The 16,764-nt window shown below is 56.4% G+C and carries 12 protein-coding genes and 1 pseudogene; 5 read left to right on the top strand and 8 right to left on the bottom strand.

The features are described from left to right. Positions 1 to 130 precede the first annotated feature (130 nt). Together JTM80_RS08275 and JTM80_RS08270 are read left to right on the top strand one after the other, a co-directional pair. A complete protein-coding gene (locus JTM80_RS08275; RefSeq protein WP_205370956.1) occupies positions 131 to 2,065 on the top strand; it encodes a primary-amine oxidase in 1,935 nt (644 codons plus the stop codon). A 625-nt stretch (positions 2,066 to 2,690) separates the two neighbouring features. Beyond that, the gene (locus tag JTM80_RS08270; RefSeq protein WP_068510234.1) at positions 2,691 to 3,092 is read left to right on the top strand and encodes a two-component system response regulator; all 402 of its coding nucleotides are present in this window, start codon (positions 2,691 to 2,693) and stop codon (positions 3,090 to 3,092) included. A 117-nt stretch (positions 3,093 to 3,209) separates the two neighbouring features. Here the strand turns inward: JTM80_RS08270 and JTM80_RS08260 are convergent, their stop codons facing one another. Both JTM80_RS08260 and JTM80_RS08255 read right to left on the bottom strand, forming a co-directional pair. Next, positions 3,210 to 3,836 carry a DedA family protein gene (locus JTM80_RS08260; RefSeq protein ID WP_172358524.1) on the bottom strand — a complete coding sequence of 209 codons (627 nt, stop codon included), beginning with the start codon at positions 3,834 to 3,836 and terminating at the stop codon, positions 3,210 to 3,212. Positions 3,837 to 4,293: 457 nt separating this feature from the next. Beyond that, a complete protein-coding gene (locus tag JTM80_RS08255; protein ID WP_172358525.1) occupies positions 4,294 to 4,806 on the bottom strand; it encodes a hypothetical protein in 513 nt (170 codons plus the stop codon). 957 nt (positions 4,807 to 5,763) lie between these two features. On the opposite strand from JTM80_RS08255, the gene JTM80_RS08250 reads away from it, so the two are divergent. Then, a complete protein-coding gene (locus JTM80_RS08250) occupies positions 5,764 to 6,933 on the top strand; it encodes an extracellular solute-binding protein (RefSeq protein ID WP_172358526.1) in 1,170 nt (389 codons plus the stop codon). Here JTM80_RS08250 and JTM80_RS08245 read toward each other — a convergent pair. Next, complete coding sequence (locus JTM80_RS08245; RefSeq protein ID WP_205370955.1) at positions 6,839 to 7,480, bottom strand: hypothetical protein; 642 nt, start codon at positions 7,478 to 7,480, stop codon at positions 6,839 to 6,841. The genes JTM80_RS08250 and JTM80_RS08245 overlap by 95 nt on opposite strands. 723 nt (positions 7,481 to 8,203) lie before the next feature. Between JTM80_RS08245 and gcvP the strand changes: the two genes are divergently transcribed. Further along, positions 8,204 to 11,230, top strand: a complete 3,027-nt coding sequence (gene gcvP / locus JTM80_RS08240; protein ID WP_225906798.1) for an aminomethyl-transferring glycine dehydrogenase — start codon at positions 8,204 to 8,206, stop codon at positions 11,228 to 11,230. 115 nt (positions 11,231 to 11,345) lie between these two features. Here the strand turns inward: gcvP and JTM80_RS08235 are convergent, their stop codons facing one another. After that, a complete protein-coding gene (locus tag JTM80_RS08235) occupies positions 11,346 to 11,642 on the bottom strand; it encodes a hypothetical protein (RefSeq protein ID WP_225906797.1) in 297 nt (98 codons plus the stop codon). A 603-nt stretch (positions 11,643 to 12,245) separates the two neighbouring features. Here JTM80_RS08235 and JTM80_RS08230 point away from each other — a divergent pair. Further along, positions 12,246 to 12,488: pseudogene (locus JTM80_RS08230) on the top strand (hypothetical protein); the annotation flags it as partial. 128 nt (positions 12,489 to 12,616) lie between these two features. On the opposite strand, the gene urtE reads toward JTM80_RS08230, so the two are convergent. The 4 genes from urtE to urtB form a co-directional block, all read right to left on the bottom strand. Further along, positions 12,617 to 13,321 (bottom strand): urea ABC transporter ATP-binding subunit UrtE, encoded by a 705-nt coding sequence (gene urtE / locus JTM80_RS08225; protein ID WP_172359113.1) that lies wholly within the window; start codon positions 13,319 to 13,321, stop codon positions 12,617 to 12,619. A gap of 166 nt (positions 13,322 to 13,487) precedes the next feature. After that, entirely contained in the window at positions 13,488 to 14,297 is an 810-nt protein-coding gene (urtD, locus tag JTM80_RS08220) for an urea ABC transporter ATP-binding protein UrtD (protein ID WP_172358529.1), read from the bottom strand. Next, the gene (gene urtC, locus JTM80_RS08215; RefSeq protein WP_172358530.1) at positions 14,272 to 15,438 is read right to left on the bottom strand and encodes an urea ABC transporter permease subunit UrtC; all 1,167 of its coding nucleotides are present in this window, start codon (positions 15,436 to 15,438) and stop codon (positions 14,272 to 14,274) included. The genes urtD and urtC overlap by 26 nt, the downstream gene beginning before the upstream one ends. 104 nt (positions 15,439 to 15,542) lie before the next feature. Then, positions 15,543 to 16,700 carry an urea ABC transporter permease subunit UrtB gene (gene urtB, locus JTM80_RS08210; protein WP_172358531.1) on the bottom strand — a complete coding sequence of 386 codons (1,158 nt, stop codon included), beginning with the start codon at positions 16,698 to 16,700 and terminating at the stop codon, positions 15,543 to 15,545. Positions 16,701 to 16,764 lie beyond the last annotated feature (64 nt).

The raw sequence follows: 16,764 nt of genomic DNA, 5'->3' as shown, positions 1-16,764 counted from the left end.
TATCTTCAGAGATTGAGCATAGCCATCCAGGCGCGTCCTTTCCGCCGCTTTCTTTCCATAGAGCTATCGAGCAATGGCTTGCTCAGGCGAAAAGCCCTATCTAGAACTCTCAATCCCTTTCAAACTTTGTATGACGACAACCCGCGAAACGCTGACTTCTCCTAACCCTCAGGCAGGGGCATTGCATCCCTTAGAACCGCTGACCGCTGCTGAAATTAACCAGGCGGTTTCCCTGCTTCGGCAGCAAAAAAACGTGGGCGACGGTTTTCGGTTTCCCTCGGTGACGCTACATGAACCGCCCAAGGCGTTGGTGCAGGCCTATCAACCGGGCGATCGCTTTGAGCGAGAAGTCGCCGTTATCTTGCTGGACAATGCCACGGGGCAAACCTACGAGGCCATCGTTTCCCTCACCCAGGGGCATGTCACCTCCTGGAGGCAGGTGCCGGGAGTGCAGCCTAACATCATGGCCGACGAACTGGTGGAGTGCGAAGCGGTGGTCAAGGCCCATCCCGACTTTCACGCAGCGCTGGCAAAGCGGGGCATCACTGACTTGGATCTGGTGATGGTCGATCCGTGGGCACCGGGCAACTTTGGCTTTGAACACGAAAAGGGCATCCGCTTTTCACGCTGCATCTGCTATCTCCGCGCCACACCCGACAGCAATGCCTACGCCCGCCCCATCGATGGGCTAATTCCCGTGGTGGATTTGAACAAGATGGCGCTAATCCGCATCGAGGATCTGGGCGTGGTGTCTGTGCCGCCAGAGCCGGGGGAATACGAAGCCCGCTTCATGCCAGAGTTTCGCAAAGATATTAAGCCGCTGCACATTACTCAGCCCGAAGGGCCCAGCTTTCAGGTCAACGGGCACCACATCCGCTGGCAAAAATGGGACTTTCGCATTGGCTTTACCCCCCGCGAGGGGCTGGTGCTGTATTGCGTCAGCTACGAAGATCAGGGGCGGCTGCGGCCGATTCTCCATCGCGCTTCGATGGCAGAAATGGTTGTGCCCTATGGCGACCCGCGCCCGCAGCACTATCGCAAAAACGCCTTTGACGTGGGCGAACATGGCGTGGGACTGCTGGCCAATTCCCTCAAGCTGGGCTGCGACTGTGTGGGCGAGATTTACTATTTTGACGGCGTGCTGACCAATAGCCGGGGCGAGGTGTCGGTGATTGAAAACGCCATCTGCTTGCACGAAGAAGACTTTGGAATGCTCTGGAAGCATACCGACTGGCGGAGGGAGAGCGTGGAAGTGCGGCGATCGCGCCGTCTGGCCATTTCCTTCATCGCCACGGTAGACAACTACGAATACGCCTTTTTCTGGTACTTCTATCAGGACGGCAGCATTCAGTTTGAGGTCAAGCTAACGGGCATTCTGCTTTGCGCGGCGCTGGCGAATACCCCGAAATATGGCACGCTGGTTGCCCCAGAGCTAAACGCTACCAACCATCAGCACTTTTTCTGTATGCGGCTGGACTTTGACCTGGATGGCACAGCCAACTCTGTTTACGAAGTCAACACCGAAGCCGAGCCGATGGGCCCCGAAAATCCAATGGGCAATGCGTTCTATGCTGTCTCAACGCTGCTGGCAACCGAGCAGCAGGCCCAACGCCTGATCGACCCCTTCACTGCCCGCTACTGGAAAGTGGTGAACCCCAACGTCACAAACCGCCTGGGGCAACCCGTCGGCTTTAAGCTTGCGCCCGGAGAAAACGTGCTGCCCTTTGCCCATCCTGACTCGCCTATCATGAAGCGGGCTGGCTTTATGAGCAAGCACCTGTGGGTCACGCCCTACGACCCGGCCGAGCGCTATCCCGCTGGCGACTATCCCAACCAGCACCCCGGCGGCCAGGGCTTGCCCCAATGGACGCAGGCCAATCGCTCGATCGAAAATACCGACGTGGTGGTTTGGTATAACTTTGGACACCACCACATTCCCCGCCCTGAAGATTGGCCCGTCATGCCCACGGCCTACTCTGGCTTTATGCTAAAGCCCGTCGGCTTTTTTGATTGCAACCCAGCGCTGGACGTGCCGCCCTCTGAACCCAAGCACGCTTGTCATTAAAACGGGCCGGAACTTACGCACTTGTAATACGCACTTGCAATACGCACTTGCAATAACCTCTCTGGGTTCTAGACGATTTCTCCTGGGCTGCGTCCGCGAGAAATCGTCTCGCGAGAAATCGTCTAAGGGGCTAACGCCATAAAACGGGTGAGAAATCATTCAACTCTTGGAGAATATTGCGAAGGAATCATTACCATTTTTCTTTTGCTATTTTCCTTTAAGGAAACTCTCTTTGAAACAAGACAAAAAGCGCCTAAAATTCTCTCTAAGACGTTCATCTAATCCCCTTCAAAGCTCCGTTACAGCATTTTCTTGCGATGTGAGGCCTGTGCTAACTCAGACAGGCGAGGACTTTTGCCCCATCTCATGCCTCACTAGCTTCAAAAACGCTGTAGTCAAATCGGTGTTAACTTGTAAGTCTTTTGATAATGCTGTGTTAAGGCTTGAAAACTATCGCCAAGTTTCTATTGTCAAAGCCTAAAAAAAATTGAAGGCCGCTGATAGAAACTAATCACTACATCGTCCTGCTGGTAAGAGCTTGAGCCTGATTTTGCGTGAACTGTAGTCTGGAGTATAGTTACTTGACAACACCCGATATCCCAAGCTTGGGTATCCGAGGAAAATCATGCAACTGCAACTCAACCAGAGCTATGTCTTGGTGTTGGATAAGCCGTCCGACGAACTCCGCAGACTGGAATCTCAGCTTGCTCGGTTGCACTGTCCCGTTGTGGTGACGAACTCAGCCGTGCAGATGATGCTACGGGTCAGCCAATCGCCGCCGTCTCTGGTGATTTTGGTGGGGGGCGATCGCCGCTGGTCTGAAGTGTTGGTGAAACAACTCCGCAACAACGCCAACGCCCGCCACACCACCATCGTCACGCTGACCGATCACCACGCACCCAGTTGGCTACATCAAGAAGAAAATCCGGGCTTTGATGGGTTTCTGGTTAAACCGCTGACGGCCGATGTGCTGATGTCGCTAGTCCAGTCGGCCTGGGCGCGGCAAAGCGTCGGCTCTGCAAGCTAGCTTCAGGCATGTCTAATCCAGACTGTTTTAACCCAGGCTTGTCTAATCCAGGCTTGTCTGATCCAAACTTGTCTAATCCAGGCTTGTCTAATCCAAACCTGGCTGAATGGATTGGGCTTAGCCTTCAAGCTCCTGGTTGGCGCGGTGTTCTAGCCAGATGGGGAGGGCGATCGCCGCACAGAACAGCAGCAGCGCCACCACCGCAAACTGCCCCACTATGGTTACCAATTGCTCCAGGGGAATCAGCTTCCCCACAAAGAAAGCCAGCGTCACCATCACCGAAGCCCAGGACAGCGCCCCGATCAGGTTGCACAGCAAAAACTGGGGATAGGGCATTTGTGCAATGCCTGCTAGGGGCCCGGCAAAAATTCGCAGCAGCGCCAGAAATCGCCCAAAGATCACGGCTCTAGCGGCATTCTCGCTAAACTGCGTGCGGACTGCTAGCAGCCTGGATTCCTCAATGCGAAACACGCGACCCGCCCGCACCAGCAGCGGCCAGCCCCCAAAATATCCAATCCAGTAGCCAAAATTGTCGCCTAGCACAGCCCCGGCCGTTGCGCTGGCCAAGACCAGCCAGTAATTTAGCTCATCGCTGCCTGCCAAAAACCCGCCCACCAGCGTAATTGTCTCCCCTGGCAGCGGCACACCTGTATTTTCGAGCATGATGCCCAAAAACACGACCCAATAGCCATACTCATGTGCAAGATTTTCCAGGGCCTCTAGCGATAACAGCTCAAGCGACATGAGGGAAGCCTTCACAAAGATTTACGAACACCCTTTTGATCTTTACTTAAGCCGGAGAGGGTGTCAATGATTAAGAAAATCCCCCCGTTTCCCAGTGCGATAGGAATTCGGGGGGATATCCGGAGGATTTAGTTCAGCTTCAGGCGAGATCCCGACCAGACACGGTTCGCTAATACTGCTAGCTATCCCGCTAGATCTCAACTAGATCTCAACCTTAAGATCTCAACCTAAACATCACACTGCGTCATGGTTTCTAGCCTTAGTCGCTGCAACGCTACAAATCAAGCGGTGCCCGATGCAGCAGTCTAGGCAGTGTCTTAAGACTTTCTAGGTCGTTGATTGCCTTGAGTCGATCCCCCTAAATCCCCCTTAATAAGGGGGACTTCCGGAGTGGTTGGCTCGGTTCCCCCCTTTTTTAAGGGGGGCTAGGGGGATCAAAGGGCTTTAAAAACACGCCCTAGAACCGATAAGCTGCACCAACTTGCAGGCTGACAGCAGCGTCATTGCTGTTTCGATATGCATCAAAGCCTACCTTCGCGTCACCGTAGAGGACGATGTTGCGACGAATCGCGGCTTCCACGCCCACCGTGGCCACCGGAGCGCTGCGATCGCCCAGCGGGGTAGACCGGCCCTCATCCGTCACGAAAGAGTAGCCGCCGCCGACGTAGAGGTTAGCGCCAGGAGCAATGCCGATGTCATACGTCACCAGGGGCATGAGCGCCACAGAATCACTGATCAGCGCTGCACCACGCACCGAGATAGGCGCTACAGGCACGTCAAAGCGTCCTTGAACGTTTGCCCCGAAGGAGGTGTCGCCAGCGGCATCTTCGGTCACGCCCGCAGCAATACCCGCGCCGATGTAGTTGCCAGCCATTTGGGCCGAAGCAGGGCTGGCAGAGAGCAGCATGGGAACCGCAGCAACAGCCGACAGAGCAGAAACGGTAGCAATCGATTTCAGAGAGAGTTTCATAGGTTTTTCCATCCCAAAAACGTACAAGAGAGCGCAACAATCCGGCATAAATGCAAACTGCACTTATGGTGAATTCAGACCAGGTAATCGAATCAGAGTCGCTTCATGCTCGACCATAGAACGTGAGATGAAAGATTTCTCAAAAAGGCGCTTTTGTACCTCTTTCAATCTCAGTCTGATGGCATCAAGAGCAGGTGAATTGCAGGTTCTGGTTTAAAGAATTCGTCTGTGTCTTAAAAGTTCCTTAGACTTAGAAAGAATCCTTTAGCGTCTGAACTATCTTAGTTATAAAACCAGAAAATGAGCGATCGCCCCATCTATGTTTCGCTAATTAAACTGTCACAAGTCTGAGCGCGATCGCCAAACGAAAATTAGCTTCCAAGCCTTGCGACCATCAGTTAGGTGCATCTATTCAAAGATATAAACAACTAAAACTGACAGCTTAAAAGTCTTACCAAAAGACGAATAAACTTACATTTTGTTCCCGAAATGAAAGGCCGCAATCGTCTACGAATCATCCATCTAACGCAAGAGAATAGAAGGATGGAAATCTTATGAAACGTATAAGTAAAAGGTACGCCAGTTGGTTTAGAGGACGCAGGCATTCCTCCGAAATTCAAGACTGTCCTTTTCTTATTCCCTACTCCTTTCTATTTTATCTATTGGCGCAATCGGGAGGATTGATCTGACTTGTGTTTTGCAGTCCACCTGATGTCTAAGAATTGCCTGCAAGATTCTGCCAGATTCATAACCAGATTTATAAGAATTAGCGCTGTCGGAACGCTACTCGGAACGCTACATTGGCAGCGGTGGGCTGCAATCCTTGCTCAACACGATAAAAGGGGCGATCGCTCTCTGACTTGTGGAGAAGCGACGAGACCTAACATTCTGCTAACATCCTGAAACAACTGGTACCCTGAGTCCAACCCTCTCTCTATCCTCTTACCCCTGATTAGCATGAAGCGGCGATCGCTCCTCATTGGCTCCAGCAGTGTAGCGCTTGCGGCCCTAGTGGGCGGATGCCGCCGCCGCGACAACGGGCTGCGGGTGTTGTTTCTCGAAGACTCGGTGCCGCCGCAGGTCTTGAAGGCATTCCGCAGCGCCCTCAGCCAGCCCCTACCGCTGAGCTTTGTGCCGCGCCCCCAGCTTGCCAGCATTGTTGAGCAGTTGGAAACCTGGCAAACGGCGGAGTCGCCGCAGACGGCCGACCTGGTGACGCTGGGTGATGCGTGGCTGACGGAGGCCATTCAGCAAAAGCTGATTCAGCCGCTAGAGGTGTCGTCCATTCCTGGCTGGGAGCGCGTGCCCAAGCCCTGGCAGGATTTGGTAACCCGCGATCGCCAGGGTGCGCTGAGCGCTGCGGGTCTGGTGTGGGGTGCGCCCTACCGCTGGGGCAGCGTGGCGATCGCCTTTCGCAGGGACAAGCTAGACCCCCTGGGCTGGCAACCGCGAGACTGGGCAGACCTATGGCGGCCAGAGCTAGCCGGAATGCTGTCGCTGCCCGATAGCCCCCGCACGGTGTTGGGGCTGGTGCTAAAGAAACTGGGTCGATCGGTCAACGAAGCAAACCTAGCGGCTGTTCCGAATTTGCAGAATGAACTGGCTGCCCTCGATGACCAGACCAAGTTCTACAGTTCTACCGATTATTTGCAGCCGCTGCTGATCGACGACACCTGGGCCGCCGTGGGCTGGACGACCGACATTCTGCCCGTGATGCAGGGCGACCCGCGCATTGGGGCGGTGATTCCCGCGTCGGGCACGATGCTGTTTAGCGATTTGTGGGTGCGTCCGGCGCGATCGCCCTCCACAGAGTCCGATCCGGGGGCGATCGCCGAATCTGCACTGGCCCAGTGGATCGACTTTTGCTGGCAGCCAGAAACCGCAACCCGCCTGTCGCTGCAAACGGCCGCTGCATCGCCCATTTTTGCGCTAGATGCGTCGGACTTGCCTGCGGACTTGCGAAACCGTGAGCTACGGCTGCCTGCCGAGTCCATTTTGCAGAAAAGCGAATTTCTCTTGCCGCTGTCGCCCGCTAGCGCTGCCCAATTTCGGCAGGCGTGGTCGGCGTTGCCGCGGCAGGCGTGGGCCGACCCGTCAGCCCAGCAATCCCGTCGGAGCGCAGCATGATGTCGCAGTCTCGCCGTCCCTCTGCCTGGCCCAATGCCACACCCGAAAAATCGCACAGATAAGCCGCCAGCAGGTTACCCTGGCGGTCAAAGACGCGGGTGCTGTAGCCATAGGTGCTGGCAGACGCGCCAAATTGGTTTACAAACGTGTAGCGCTCCATATAGTTATAGATGCTCCACACTTGCGGGTTAACGACTAGCTCCACTCGCTGGGGCGAGTCTTCGCGGGCAGGATAGACCAACCAAGTTTCCAAAAGCTGTTCTCCAAACTGGTCACGCACCCACCACAGGCTAGGCAGCGTCAGTCCTTCTTGGGAAATGGTGTTTGCGGTAATCATTTCCGGATCGGGCAAAATCGCGCCCGGTTGCGCTAGCGATAAATCCGGGGGTTCGCTCAGCAGCAGACGGGTCATGTCGTCGGAGGCGGCCGCTGCTGTGCGGGTTGCTGCGGGCGCGTCGGACTGGGGAACTGCATGGACGGCGATCGCCCCACCCATCAACCCTGCAACCAGACCCACGCTCAACCCTGCTTTTGCACCAACACCCATCCAGTGCGATTCGCGAAGCCATGCCTGGGGGAATTGCCCGCTTGCCCGTCTATTTGCCATGTTCACTTGCCATGTTCACAGTTTGCTCCAAGTGCCTCATAACCTAGTGCTGACGGGCCCTTATGTCTGCTGCTTTGGTGCGACATCGACCAATGCGACATCAGCCAGTACGATATCAGCCTATGTGATATCAGCCGACTAGAAAGAGCCAGCCAGAGTTCGGCTTTCCTGACTTGAGGTTGTGAGTTCTTCCTATGAATTCTTCCTATGTTCACCCAAACCGATTTAATCGGCAAGTCCAGGAAAAATACATCATCCGATCGGATGACCCAGAGCCAGAGGCCGGATGAACCAGGCCGCGACCCGACGGAGCGATGGGCGATTTTCTTAACATCCCTTAAGATTACTAGAATACGTCTTAGAGAAATGGGAACTCAGGAGTAGCAGCGTCATAAGTAGCAGCGTCATAACCCCAGTGCCTCGTCTGTTTGGGCGGCTGTCTTCAGGTGACTGTCTTTAGGCGACTGTCTCTAGGCGGCTGTCTCTAGGCAACTGTCTTCGGGCGACTATCTATCGACTGTCTATCCATGAGGCGGCGCTTCTGAATCCTCCTGAACGAATCGGTAAGGTCTGTCGGTCTGTTTATCTAGTCTGTTTTCCCAAGCTCTCTTCGATTTTTATCCTCAAACTCACCCTCTGCTGCTGTCTATGTCGCCTGAAACTTTGACCAATTCTCAAGTGTCGATGGATAACGCTGGCTCAATTTCCAACGGCGAGGTCGCCGGAACTCTGTCCACAGGGATTGAGAACAGAGCAGAGGCAGATGGCGGGCAATCGGGCGATTTCCGCAGGGATCGCTTCGCGAATCGTGCGGGGAACGCAGAGGTCGATGGGTTTACGGCTGCGGATGACTTTGTGCAGCGGCATATTGGGCCGTCGGACACAGAGGTGCAATCCATGCTGGCGACGCTGGGCTTGGGGTCTTTGGAAGAACTAATCGATCGGGCCGTACCCACAGCTATCCGGCTCCAGCAGCCGCTGAACCTGGGCGCAGGGCAGAGCGAGTACGAGTTGCTAAAGGAACTGAGGGCGATCGCCGCTCAAAATCAGCTTTTCCGCTCCTTCATCGGCATGGGCTATGCCAACACCATCACGCCGCCAGTCATTCAGCGCAATATTCTGGAAAACCCCGGCTGGTATACGCAATACACGCCCTACCAGCCCGAAATTGCCCAGGGTCGCCTGGAGGCGCTGCTGAACTTTCAGACAATGGTGATCGACCTGACGGGGCTGGAAATTGCCAATGCCTCGCTGCTGGATGAGGGCACGGCCGCTGCCGAGGCGATGACCCTCAGCTATGGGCAGCACAAGGGCAAGAGCAAGACATTTTGGGTGTCGCAAGCCTGCCATCCCCAGACGATTGAAGTGGTGCAGACCCGCGCCCGGCCGCTGGGCATCGACGTTTTGGTGGGCGACCACCGCACGTTCGATTTCTCCACACCCGTCTTTGGCGTGCTGCTGCAATATCCGGCGACGGACGGAGCGATTTACGACTACACAGCGTTTATTGAGCGGGCCCACGCAGAAGGGGCGATCGCCACCGTGGCCGCCGACCTGCTCAGCCTGACGCTGCTGAAACCGCCGGGAGAATTTGGCGCAGATATCGCCGTCGGCAGCACCCAGCGCTTTGGCGTGCCCCTCGGCTATGGCGGCCCCCACGCGGCCTACTTCGCCACCAAGGAAGCCTTCAAGCGGCAGATTCCGGGTCGTCTCGTCGGCGTATCCAAAGACGCGACGGGCCAGCCCGCCCTGCGTCTCGCCCTGCAAACCCGCGAGCAGCATATCCGCCGCGACAAAGCCACCAGCAACATCTGCACTGCCCAAGTGCTGCTGGCCATCATTGCCAGCATGTACGCCGTCTACCACGGCCCCGACGGACTGAAGCGTATCGCCACGCGCATTCACCAGTTCACCGCTGCGTTAGCAGAAGGTCTGAAAGCACAGGGCTATGAACTGGGCAGCGAACCCTTTTTCGACACGCTGCGGGTGACGGTGCCGGATGCTGGAGTGATTCTGGAAAGGGCGATCGCCCACCGGATTAACCTCCGCCGCATCGACCCCACCACCCTCGGCATCAGCCTCGACGAAACCACCACCCCCGCCGACCTCCAGGATCTCCTCCAAGTCTTCGCCCCCAGTTCCCCAACACCTTCCCTGCCGAATCCCCCTCACGTCAGCGCTGCGGAGCAAAACCCTCAGATCCCCAGCCCCCTCTCCCGCACCAGCCCCTACCTCACCCATCCCGTTTTCCACCGCTACCACTCCGAAACCGAACTCCTCCGTTATATGTATCGCCTCCAGCTCAAGGACTTGTCCCTAGCCACGGCGATGATTCCCCTCGGCTCCTGCACCATGAAGCTGAACGCCACCTCCGAAATGCTGCCCGTCACCTGGGCGGAGTTTGGCCAGCTTCATCCCTTTGTGCCGCTGGATCAGGCCCAGGGCTATCAAGTCCTGTTCCAGCAGCTTGAGGACATGCTCAAGGAAATTACGGGTTTTGCGGGCATCTCACTCCAGCCCAACGCTGGGTCCCAAGGCGAATATGCAGGGCTGCTAGTCATTCGCCAATATCACCTCAGCCGGGGAGATGCACATCGCACGGTCTGCCTGATTCCCGAATCGGCCCACGGCACCAACCCCGCCAGCGCCGTCATGTCTGGCATGAAGGTGGTGCCCGTCGCCTGCGACAGCGAAGGCAACATCGACGTGGCGGATTTGCGAACCAAGGCAGAGAAGCACCAGGCCGATCTGGCAGCGCTGATGGTGACGTATCCCTCTACCCACGGGGTCTTTGAGGCGGCGATTCGGGAAATCTGCGACATTGTTCATGCCTACGGCGGCCAGGTCTACATGGACGGAGCCAACATGAACGCCCAGGTGGGATTGTGCCGTCCAGCCGACTTTGGCGCAGACGTATGCCATTTGAACCTGCACAAGACCTTCTGCATTCCCCACGGCGGCGGCGGCCCCGGCATGGGCCCGATTGGCGTAGCGGCGCATCTGGTTCCTTTCTTGCCCAGCCATCCCGTCGTGCCGATGGGTGGCTCCAGCAGCGTCGGTTCGGTTTCCGCCGCACCCTGGGGCAGCAGCAGCATCCTGCCCATTTCCTGGGTCTATATCCGCCTGATGGGCACGGCTGGCTTGACTCGCGCCACCCAGGTCGCCATCCTCAGCGCCAACTACATCGCCAAGCGGCTGGAGGGACATTACTCCGTGCTGTATAAGGGCGAAAACGGGCTGGTGGCCCACGAGTGCATCCTTGACCTGCGCCAGTTCAAGAAGACGGCTGGCGTGGAGGTGGAAGACGTTGCCAAGCGGCTGATCGACTACGGGTTTCACCCGCCCACCATGTCCTGGCCCGTGGGGGGGACGATCATGGTAGAGCCGACCGAGAGCGAGTCGCTGGCGGAACTGGATCGCTTCTGCGATGCGATGATCGCTATCCGCGAAGAAATCCGCGAGATTGAAGACGGCAAGGTTCCCCAAGACAATAACCTGCTGAAAAACGCGCCCCACCCCGCTGCCATCTTGCTCAGCGACGAATGGAACCGCCCCTACTCGCGGGAGCGGGCTGCCTACCCCACCGCCTGGACACGGGAGAACAAGTTCTGGCCCGCAGTAGGACGGATTGACAACGCCTATGGCGATCGCAACTTAGTCTGCTCCTGCCTGCCGATGGACGCTTATTAGGCTTATTAGATCCATCGCGCCATCGAATGGGGGAATTTTAGATTGGGGATTTTGGATTTTGGATTGAGGAGATACCCTGCTAAAATCCAAAACCCAAAATCCTCCTTACCTGTTCTTACTCGTTTGCGCCAGAATTGCTCCGTACTTCACGGTGGAGGTAGCGCAGCACTTCGCCGGGGCGACCGTCGAGGACGATGCCGTGGGGTGGAAGGTCGAGGGCACGAGTCCACTCGAAGCGTTCGGCGTAGCGGAGCAGGTGCAGACGGTCAATCGCCATCTGGGCATCTTCGGGCAGGCCGATGATGCAGTGGCGCAGACGGCGACGGTGGGGCAGTTCGCAGGTGAGCGGGGGCAGCGAAAACTGGGTCGCCTCCGAGAATGGGGACGACCAGGTGTATTGAATTGTCAGCATTTGGGGTTTCCTCCAGGAAACGAGGTAGGGAAACCCCGAAAAGATGGCCGCCCAAACGACGCAAAGCAGGTTTCAAGGCGGCCATACAATAGGCAAAGCCCTGAGACAGCCCCTACTGTCCTGGGGTCAGGCGTTGGTAGGTGCGTCAACATCTACCAATGCCGTAAACGACGAACCGGCCAAATTTTCGGGGAGTGAAGCAAGCTGCGGAAGTTGGAAAAATCACAGCTTGATGGGCGATTGTAGTGGATACCCCTGATCGGCGCAAGCAGAAATTTGCTACGGAGTGTAAAGGAATCTGGCATCTGCTTTTTGGCTCGAAATCGCTCGATGTGTGGCTCTGGATGGGATGCTTTCTCTAGATGGGACGCTTTTCTGAAGGTTTGTATTCTAGATTCGCAGCGAAACTCAACATTGCATTACAGTTTGCAATCTGTTTTTCTAGGAGAGTGCTTTAATGAATCTGTGAATTGCTGTGAATTGAACTGTTGTGCTGTGAATTGAACTGTTGCTTTGCTGTGCATGTTGGCTGTCCTAACGCATTCCGCTGAACTCACCGTGGACTCTAATCTTTCGTCGATTTCCTCCAGCGTAGATACCAGCGACAATTTGCCCCGCGAGGTGCGGGTTGCTCAGCTTCGCAATACTGTCGAAACGCTGCAAATGGCCGATGCGATCGCCAGCAGTGGATATCTGATTACCAGCGCCGAACTGGCCGACCTGATGGATGTCAACGCCAGCGCTGTTACCGGGCGGGGCGATCACTGGGTCTGGCGCAACTGGGTCGTCTCTCGCGTGCGCCGCGAAGGGAACCAGATTCTCTGGCAGCTAGAGCGAGTCGATTAGCCGCTGAGCGTTTGGGTTTGCGTAGGGACTTCCAGCCCCTCTTGCTCCCCGCCTCCCGACCTGGGAGCAGGGGTTGGGGGATGGCGGCAGATTGAACGTTAGACATCGCGCCGTGACACGACACGCCATTACACGGCCAGGAATTGCTGGATCACGTCGTTGCTCAGTTCGCTAGTCGGGCCAGAGGCGACGATGCCGCCCTTTTGCATGGCGTAGTAGCGGTCGGCCTGACGCACAAAATGCAAATGCTGCTCCACTAAAAGAACCGAAATCCCTGTGGAGGCAACGATCTGGCGCACGGCGTTTTCGATATCCAGGATGATAGAGGGCTGAATGCCTTCGGTGGGTTCGTCCAGCACCAGGAGTTTGGGCTTACCCATGAGGGCGCGGGCGATCGCCAACTGTTGCTGCTGCCCGCCTGACAGGTCGCCGCCCATCCGATCCAGCATGGTCTTTAGCACAGGAAACAGATCGTAGATATAGTCGGGAACCTGGTTGGTACTGCGCCCAGCTTTTTCTGCCCTTGCTTCGCGCCCCAGCAGCAGGTTTTCCTGCACCGTCAACCGGGGAATCACCTCGCGCCCCTGCGGAACGTAGCCAATGCCCAGTCGCGCCCGCTGGTCAGGAGTCCGTTCTAAGAGCGATCGCCCATCGAATGTGATATTCCCACTGCGCGGCTTTAGCAGGCCCATGATGGTCTTCAGCAGGGTCGTCTTGCCCACGCCGTTGCGCCCAATCAAGCACACCATCTGTCCCCGTGGCACGGTGAGATCCACATTCCGCAAGATGTGGCTCTCGCCATAATACACATTCAGCCCCGATACGCGGAGCATAGCGTCATCGGAAACGGCAGGCGCTTCGTAGGCGACAGCAGAGTTGGTTTGGCTCATGATGGCAGAGGGAAAGGGATAAGGGAGTATTGGCGCGATGGCGGATTGGTGTGGTGGAACAGGGCAGATTCCGAGCCGCATTTCTGACTTCGGAGGCCTGATTCCTGCCCTACACGCCTTCGACGACTTCTAGCAGTTCTTCGGTGTCTTGCAGGCTGATGGGGCCATCGGCATGGATTTCTTGACCCAGATAAACTTCGATCACGCGGGGGTCAGACTGCACTTCGTCGATGGTGCCTTCACAGAGGACGGAACCCTGGTGCAGCACGGTGACTGTGCCTCTGGCAATTTGGCGAACGAATTCCATGTCATGTTCGATTACGATGATCGAATGGCTCTCGGCCAAGGACAGCAGCAGTTCACCCGTGCGTTCCGTTTCTTCGTCCGTCAGCCCGGCCACGGGTTCGTCTACTAGCAGCAAATCGGGGGATTGAGCCACCAACATGCCAATTTCTAGCCACTGCTTTTCGCCGTGCGACAGCAGATTCGCTTTCATATCCGCTTTGTGTGACAGGCCAATGGTTTCCAGCAGTTCCGCGACCGTTCGCCGCTCAACGTTTAGCGTCTTGCGAAACAGGGTGTGAATGACGGACTTTTGGCGGTTGGCGGCTAGCTCTAGGTTTTCGCGGGTGGACAGGTTCAGGTACACTCGTGGCGTTTGAAACTTCCGCCCCACGCCCATTTGCGCGATTTCATGCTCAGCGTAGGGACGCAGATTCCGACCTTTGAAGCGCACCTGTCCTTCGGTGGGCTTGGTTTTTCCCGTAATGATGTCGAGAAAGGTCGTCTTGCCTGCACCGTTAGGGCCGATGATGACGCGCAGTTCGCCCTTGTCGAGGCTGAAGTTAAGATGATTGAGTGCCTTAAAGCCGTCGAAGCTAACGGTAAGGTCGTCAATCTCCAAGATTTTTTCGTTCATATTCAACCTCTGGGTCTTCCTCTAGGCTTGGGTAGGTAGATAGGCGAGTTTGCCCGGTGAGCTGCTTGTAAAGGTTCACGCCGCTGGTGCGGAGCCAGCCGATAATGCCGCTGGGCAACAGCAGCACCACCAGCAAAAACAAACCGCCCTGGAAAAATAGCCAAAAATCGGGAAACTTTTCGCTCAGCAGGCTTTTGGCTAGGTTCACAACCACTGCGCCCAAAATTGCGCCCACCAGCGTTGCGCGGCCGCCGACTGCGACCCAAATCACCATTTCAATCGAGAAGGCAATGTTCATCGTGTTTGGCGACACAATGCCCGATTGCAGCGTGAACAGAGCACCCGCGATTCCGGCCAGCGCACCAGACACAGCAAACACCAGGATCTTGAACCCCGTTGGGTTATAGCCCGTAAATCGAACGCGACTTTCATCGTCACGGATGGCCACCAGAAGGCGACCAAACCGGCCGCTGGTCAGCCATCGACACAGGGCGTAGGCCGCCACAACGAACAGGATGGTGATGATGTAGAGAATGTACTGCGTCCGGTTGTCCTTCACAGGCAATCCAAAAACCGACCGAAAATCGGTCAAGCCGTTGGTTCCGTTGAACAGCTTTTGCTGACCGTTGAAGAAGTTGAAAAAGATAATCGTGGCGGCTTGCGTCAGGATGGAAAAATACACGCCGCGAATCCGGTTTCGGAAGATGACGTAGCCCAGCAGTCCGGCAATGATGGCGGGAATGACGGCGATCGCCATCATGGAAAAAGGCGCAGAGTAAAACGGTCGCCAGAACCAGGGCAACTCGCTGACTCCGTAAAGCGACATGAAATCTGGAAGCCCGCTTCCTGGCGGCTGGGGCAGCTTTAGGTGCATGGCCAGGGCATAGCCGCCCAGCGTGAAGAAAATGCCGTGACCCAAGCTGAGCAGCCCGGTGAAGCCCCAGATTAGGTCAATACCGAGGGCAACAATCGCCAGCGCCAAGAATCGACCCATCAGGTTAAGGCGAAAGGCAGAAATCATCCACGGCAGCGCGAAGATGAGGAACAGGGCGATCGCCGCGACGATGGCAATTTCTATCAAGAGCGATCGCCGCTTTGCCAGGTTTACGGTGCGATTGGGAACAAAAGTGTCAACGGCCATGAGGATTGCTCAGGTAACGGCAACAAGAATCGGTGCAGAGGCAGACAAACATTGCTCAGGTAACGGCAACGAGAATTGGTGCAGAGCCAGACCAGATTGCATGGCTAGGCATCCACCGTGCGTCCTTTCTGCGGGAACATCCCTGCCGGACGAAACTGGAGAAACAGGACGATTAGCGCAAACACCATTACCTTTGCCATGCTGGTGGTGGCGAAAAAGGTGAAAAAGTCCTTGATAAACGGGATATTGGTCAAGTTTGCCAGCATCCCCGTGCCAATAATGTAGTCCGTAATGCCAATTGCCATCGCGCCGACAATCGTGCCAATCAGCTTGCCTACGCCGCCCACAACCACCACCATGAACGTATTCACGATGTAGTTTTGCCCCGTGTTGGGGCCAACAGAACCCAGCAGGCTGAGGGCGCACCCAGCGATACCCGCCAGCCCCGACCCCAAGGCAAACGTGAGCGCGTCCACAGTGCGGGTGGGAATGCCCAGACAGGCGCTCATGTTGCGGTTTTGGGTGACAGCGCGAATCCGCAGCCCCCAAGCCGTGCGGTTCAGAAACCAGTAGACCCCCAGCACACACAGCACCGTCAGCACCATGATGAATAGGCGTGTGTAGGGAAGCTGGTAGTTGCCCAGGGGAATACCACCGCGCAGCCAAGCGGGTGCGGTCACGTCTTTGTTTTGTGCGCCAAACCAGGGTTGTGTCACGGCTAGCCCGTAGGTTCTGGCAAGGAGGTTGCTCGCGACAAGGGCGATCGCCCCCGACAGCGCCAGCAGCAGAGCCGTTGCCCAGCCCTGAATCCGCTCAAAATCAGGACGACGCTTGGCAATCCACTGTCCGCCAAAATACAAAACACAAAACAGAATTAGACCAAACACCAGTACCCAGTTCACACTGCGGACGAACTGCTGCAAAATCAGGCTCACGCCCCAAGTTGCCAGGAGCGTTTCTAGCGGTCGCCCGTAGAGATAGCGAATCACGCCCCGCTCCAGCAGCAGCCCCACCAGCGCCGCGACAATAAACGCCGCTATCAGCGCAAAAAAGATATAAGCCTCAAACAGCGGCCCACCGATTGCCCTGAACGCATTCTGCACCACGAAGGTCGTATAAGCGCCAAGCATCATCAGCTCGCCGTGGGCCATGTTGATCACGCCCATCAAGCCAAACACGATTGCCAGCCCCAGCGCCGCCAGCAGCAGGATCGAGCCAATGCTGACTCCGTTAAAAATACCGTCCAAAATACTCGCAACCACAGGCCCTCTCCCAATGAGTCAGCAATAGGCAACCCGTTACCTATAGCTCAGCTATAGCCGAGCT

Origin of the sequence: Thermoleptolyngbya sp. PKUAC-SCTB121, assembly GCF_016919485.1 — a bacterium.
Taxonomy (GTDB): domain Bacteria; phylum Cyanobacteriota; class Cyanobacteriia; order Elainellales; family Elainellaceae; genus Thermoleptolyngbya; species Thermoleptolyngbya sichuanensis.
Note: the sequence above shows the minus strand (reverse complement) of the source record. Positions and strands in the feature narration are given on the sequence as shown.

Excerpts from the sequence above, each read along its gene's own strand:
- JTM80_RS08275 (WP_205370956.1), top strand. The coding sequence starts at position 131 with ATGACGACAACCCGCGAAACGCTGACTTCTCCTAACCCTCAGGCAGGG.
- JTM80_RS08270 (WP_068510234.1), top strand. The coding sequence starts at position 2,691 with ATGCAACTGCAACTCAACCAGAGCTATGTCTTGGTGTTGGATAAGCCG.
- JTM80_RS08260 (WP_172358524.1), bottom strand. The coding sequence starts at position 3,836 with ATGTCGCTTGAGCTGTTATCGCTAGAGGCCCTGGAAAATCTTGCACAT.
- JTM80_RS08255 (WP_172358525.1), bottom strand. The coding sequence starts at position 4,806 with ATGAAACTCTCTCTGAAATCGATTGCTACCGTTTCTGCTCTGTCGGCT.
- JTM80_RS08250 (WP_172358526.1), top strand. The coding sequence starts at position 5,764 with ATGAAGCGGCGATCGCTCCTCATTGGCTCCAGCAGTGTAGCGCTTGCG.
- JTM80_RS08245 (WP_205370955.1), bottom strand. The coding sequence starts at position 7,480 with ATGGGTGTTGGTGCAAAAGCAGGGTTGAGCGTGGGTCTGGTTGCAGGG.
- JTM80_RS08235 (WP_225906797.1), bottom strand. The coding sequence starts at position 11,642 with ATGCTGACAATTCAATACACCTGGTCGTCCCCATTCTCGGAGGCGACC.
- urtE (WP_172359113.1), bottom strand. The coding sequence starts at position 13,321 with ATGCTCCGCGTATCGGGGCTGAATGTGTATTATGGCGAGAGCCACATC.
- urtD (WP_172358529.1), bottom strand. The coding sequence starts at position 14,297 with ATGAACGAAAAAATCTTGGAGATTGACGACCTTACCGTTAGCTTCGAC.
- urtC (WP_172358530.1), bottom strand. The coding sequence starts at position 15,438 with ATGGCCGTTGACACTTTTGTTCCCAATCGCACCGTAAACCTGGCAAAG.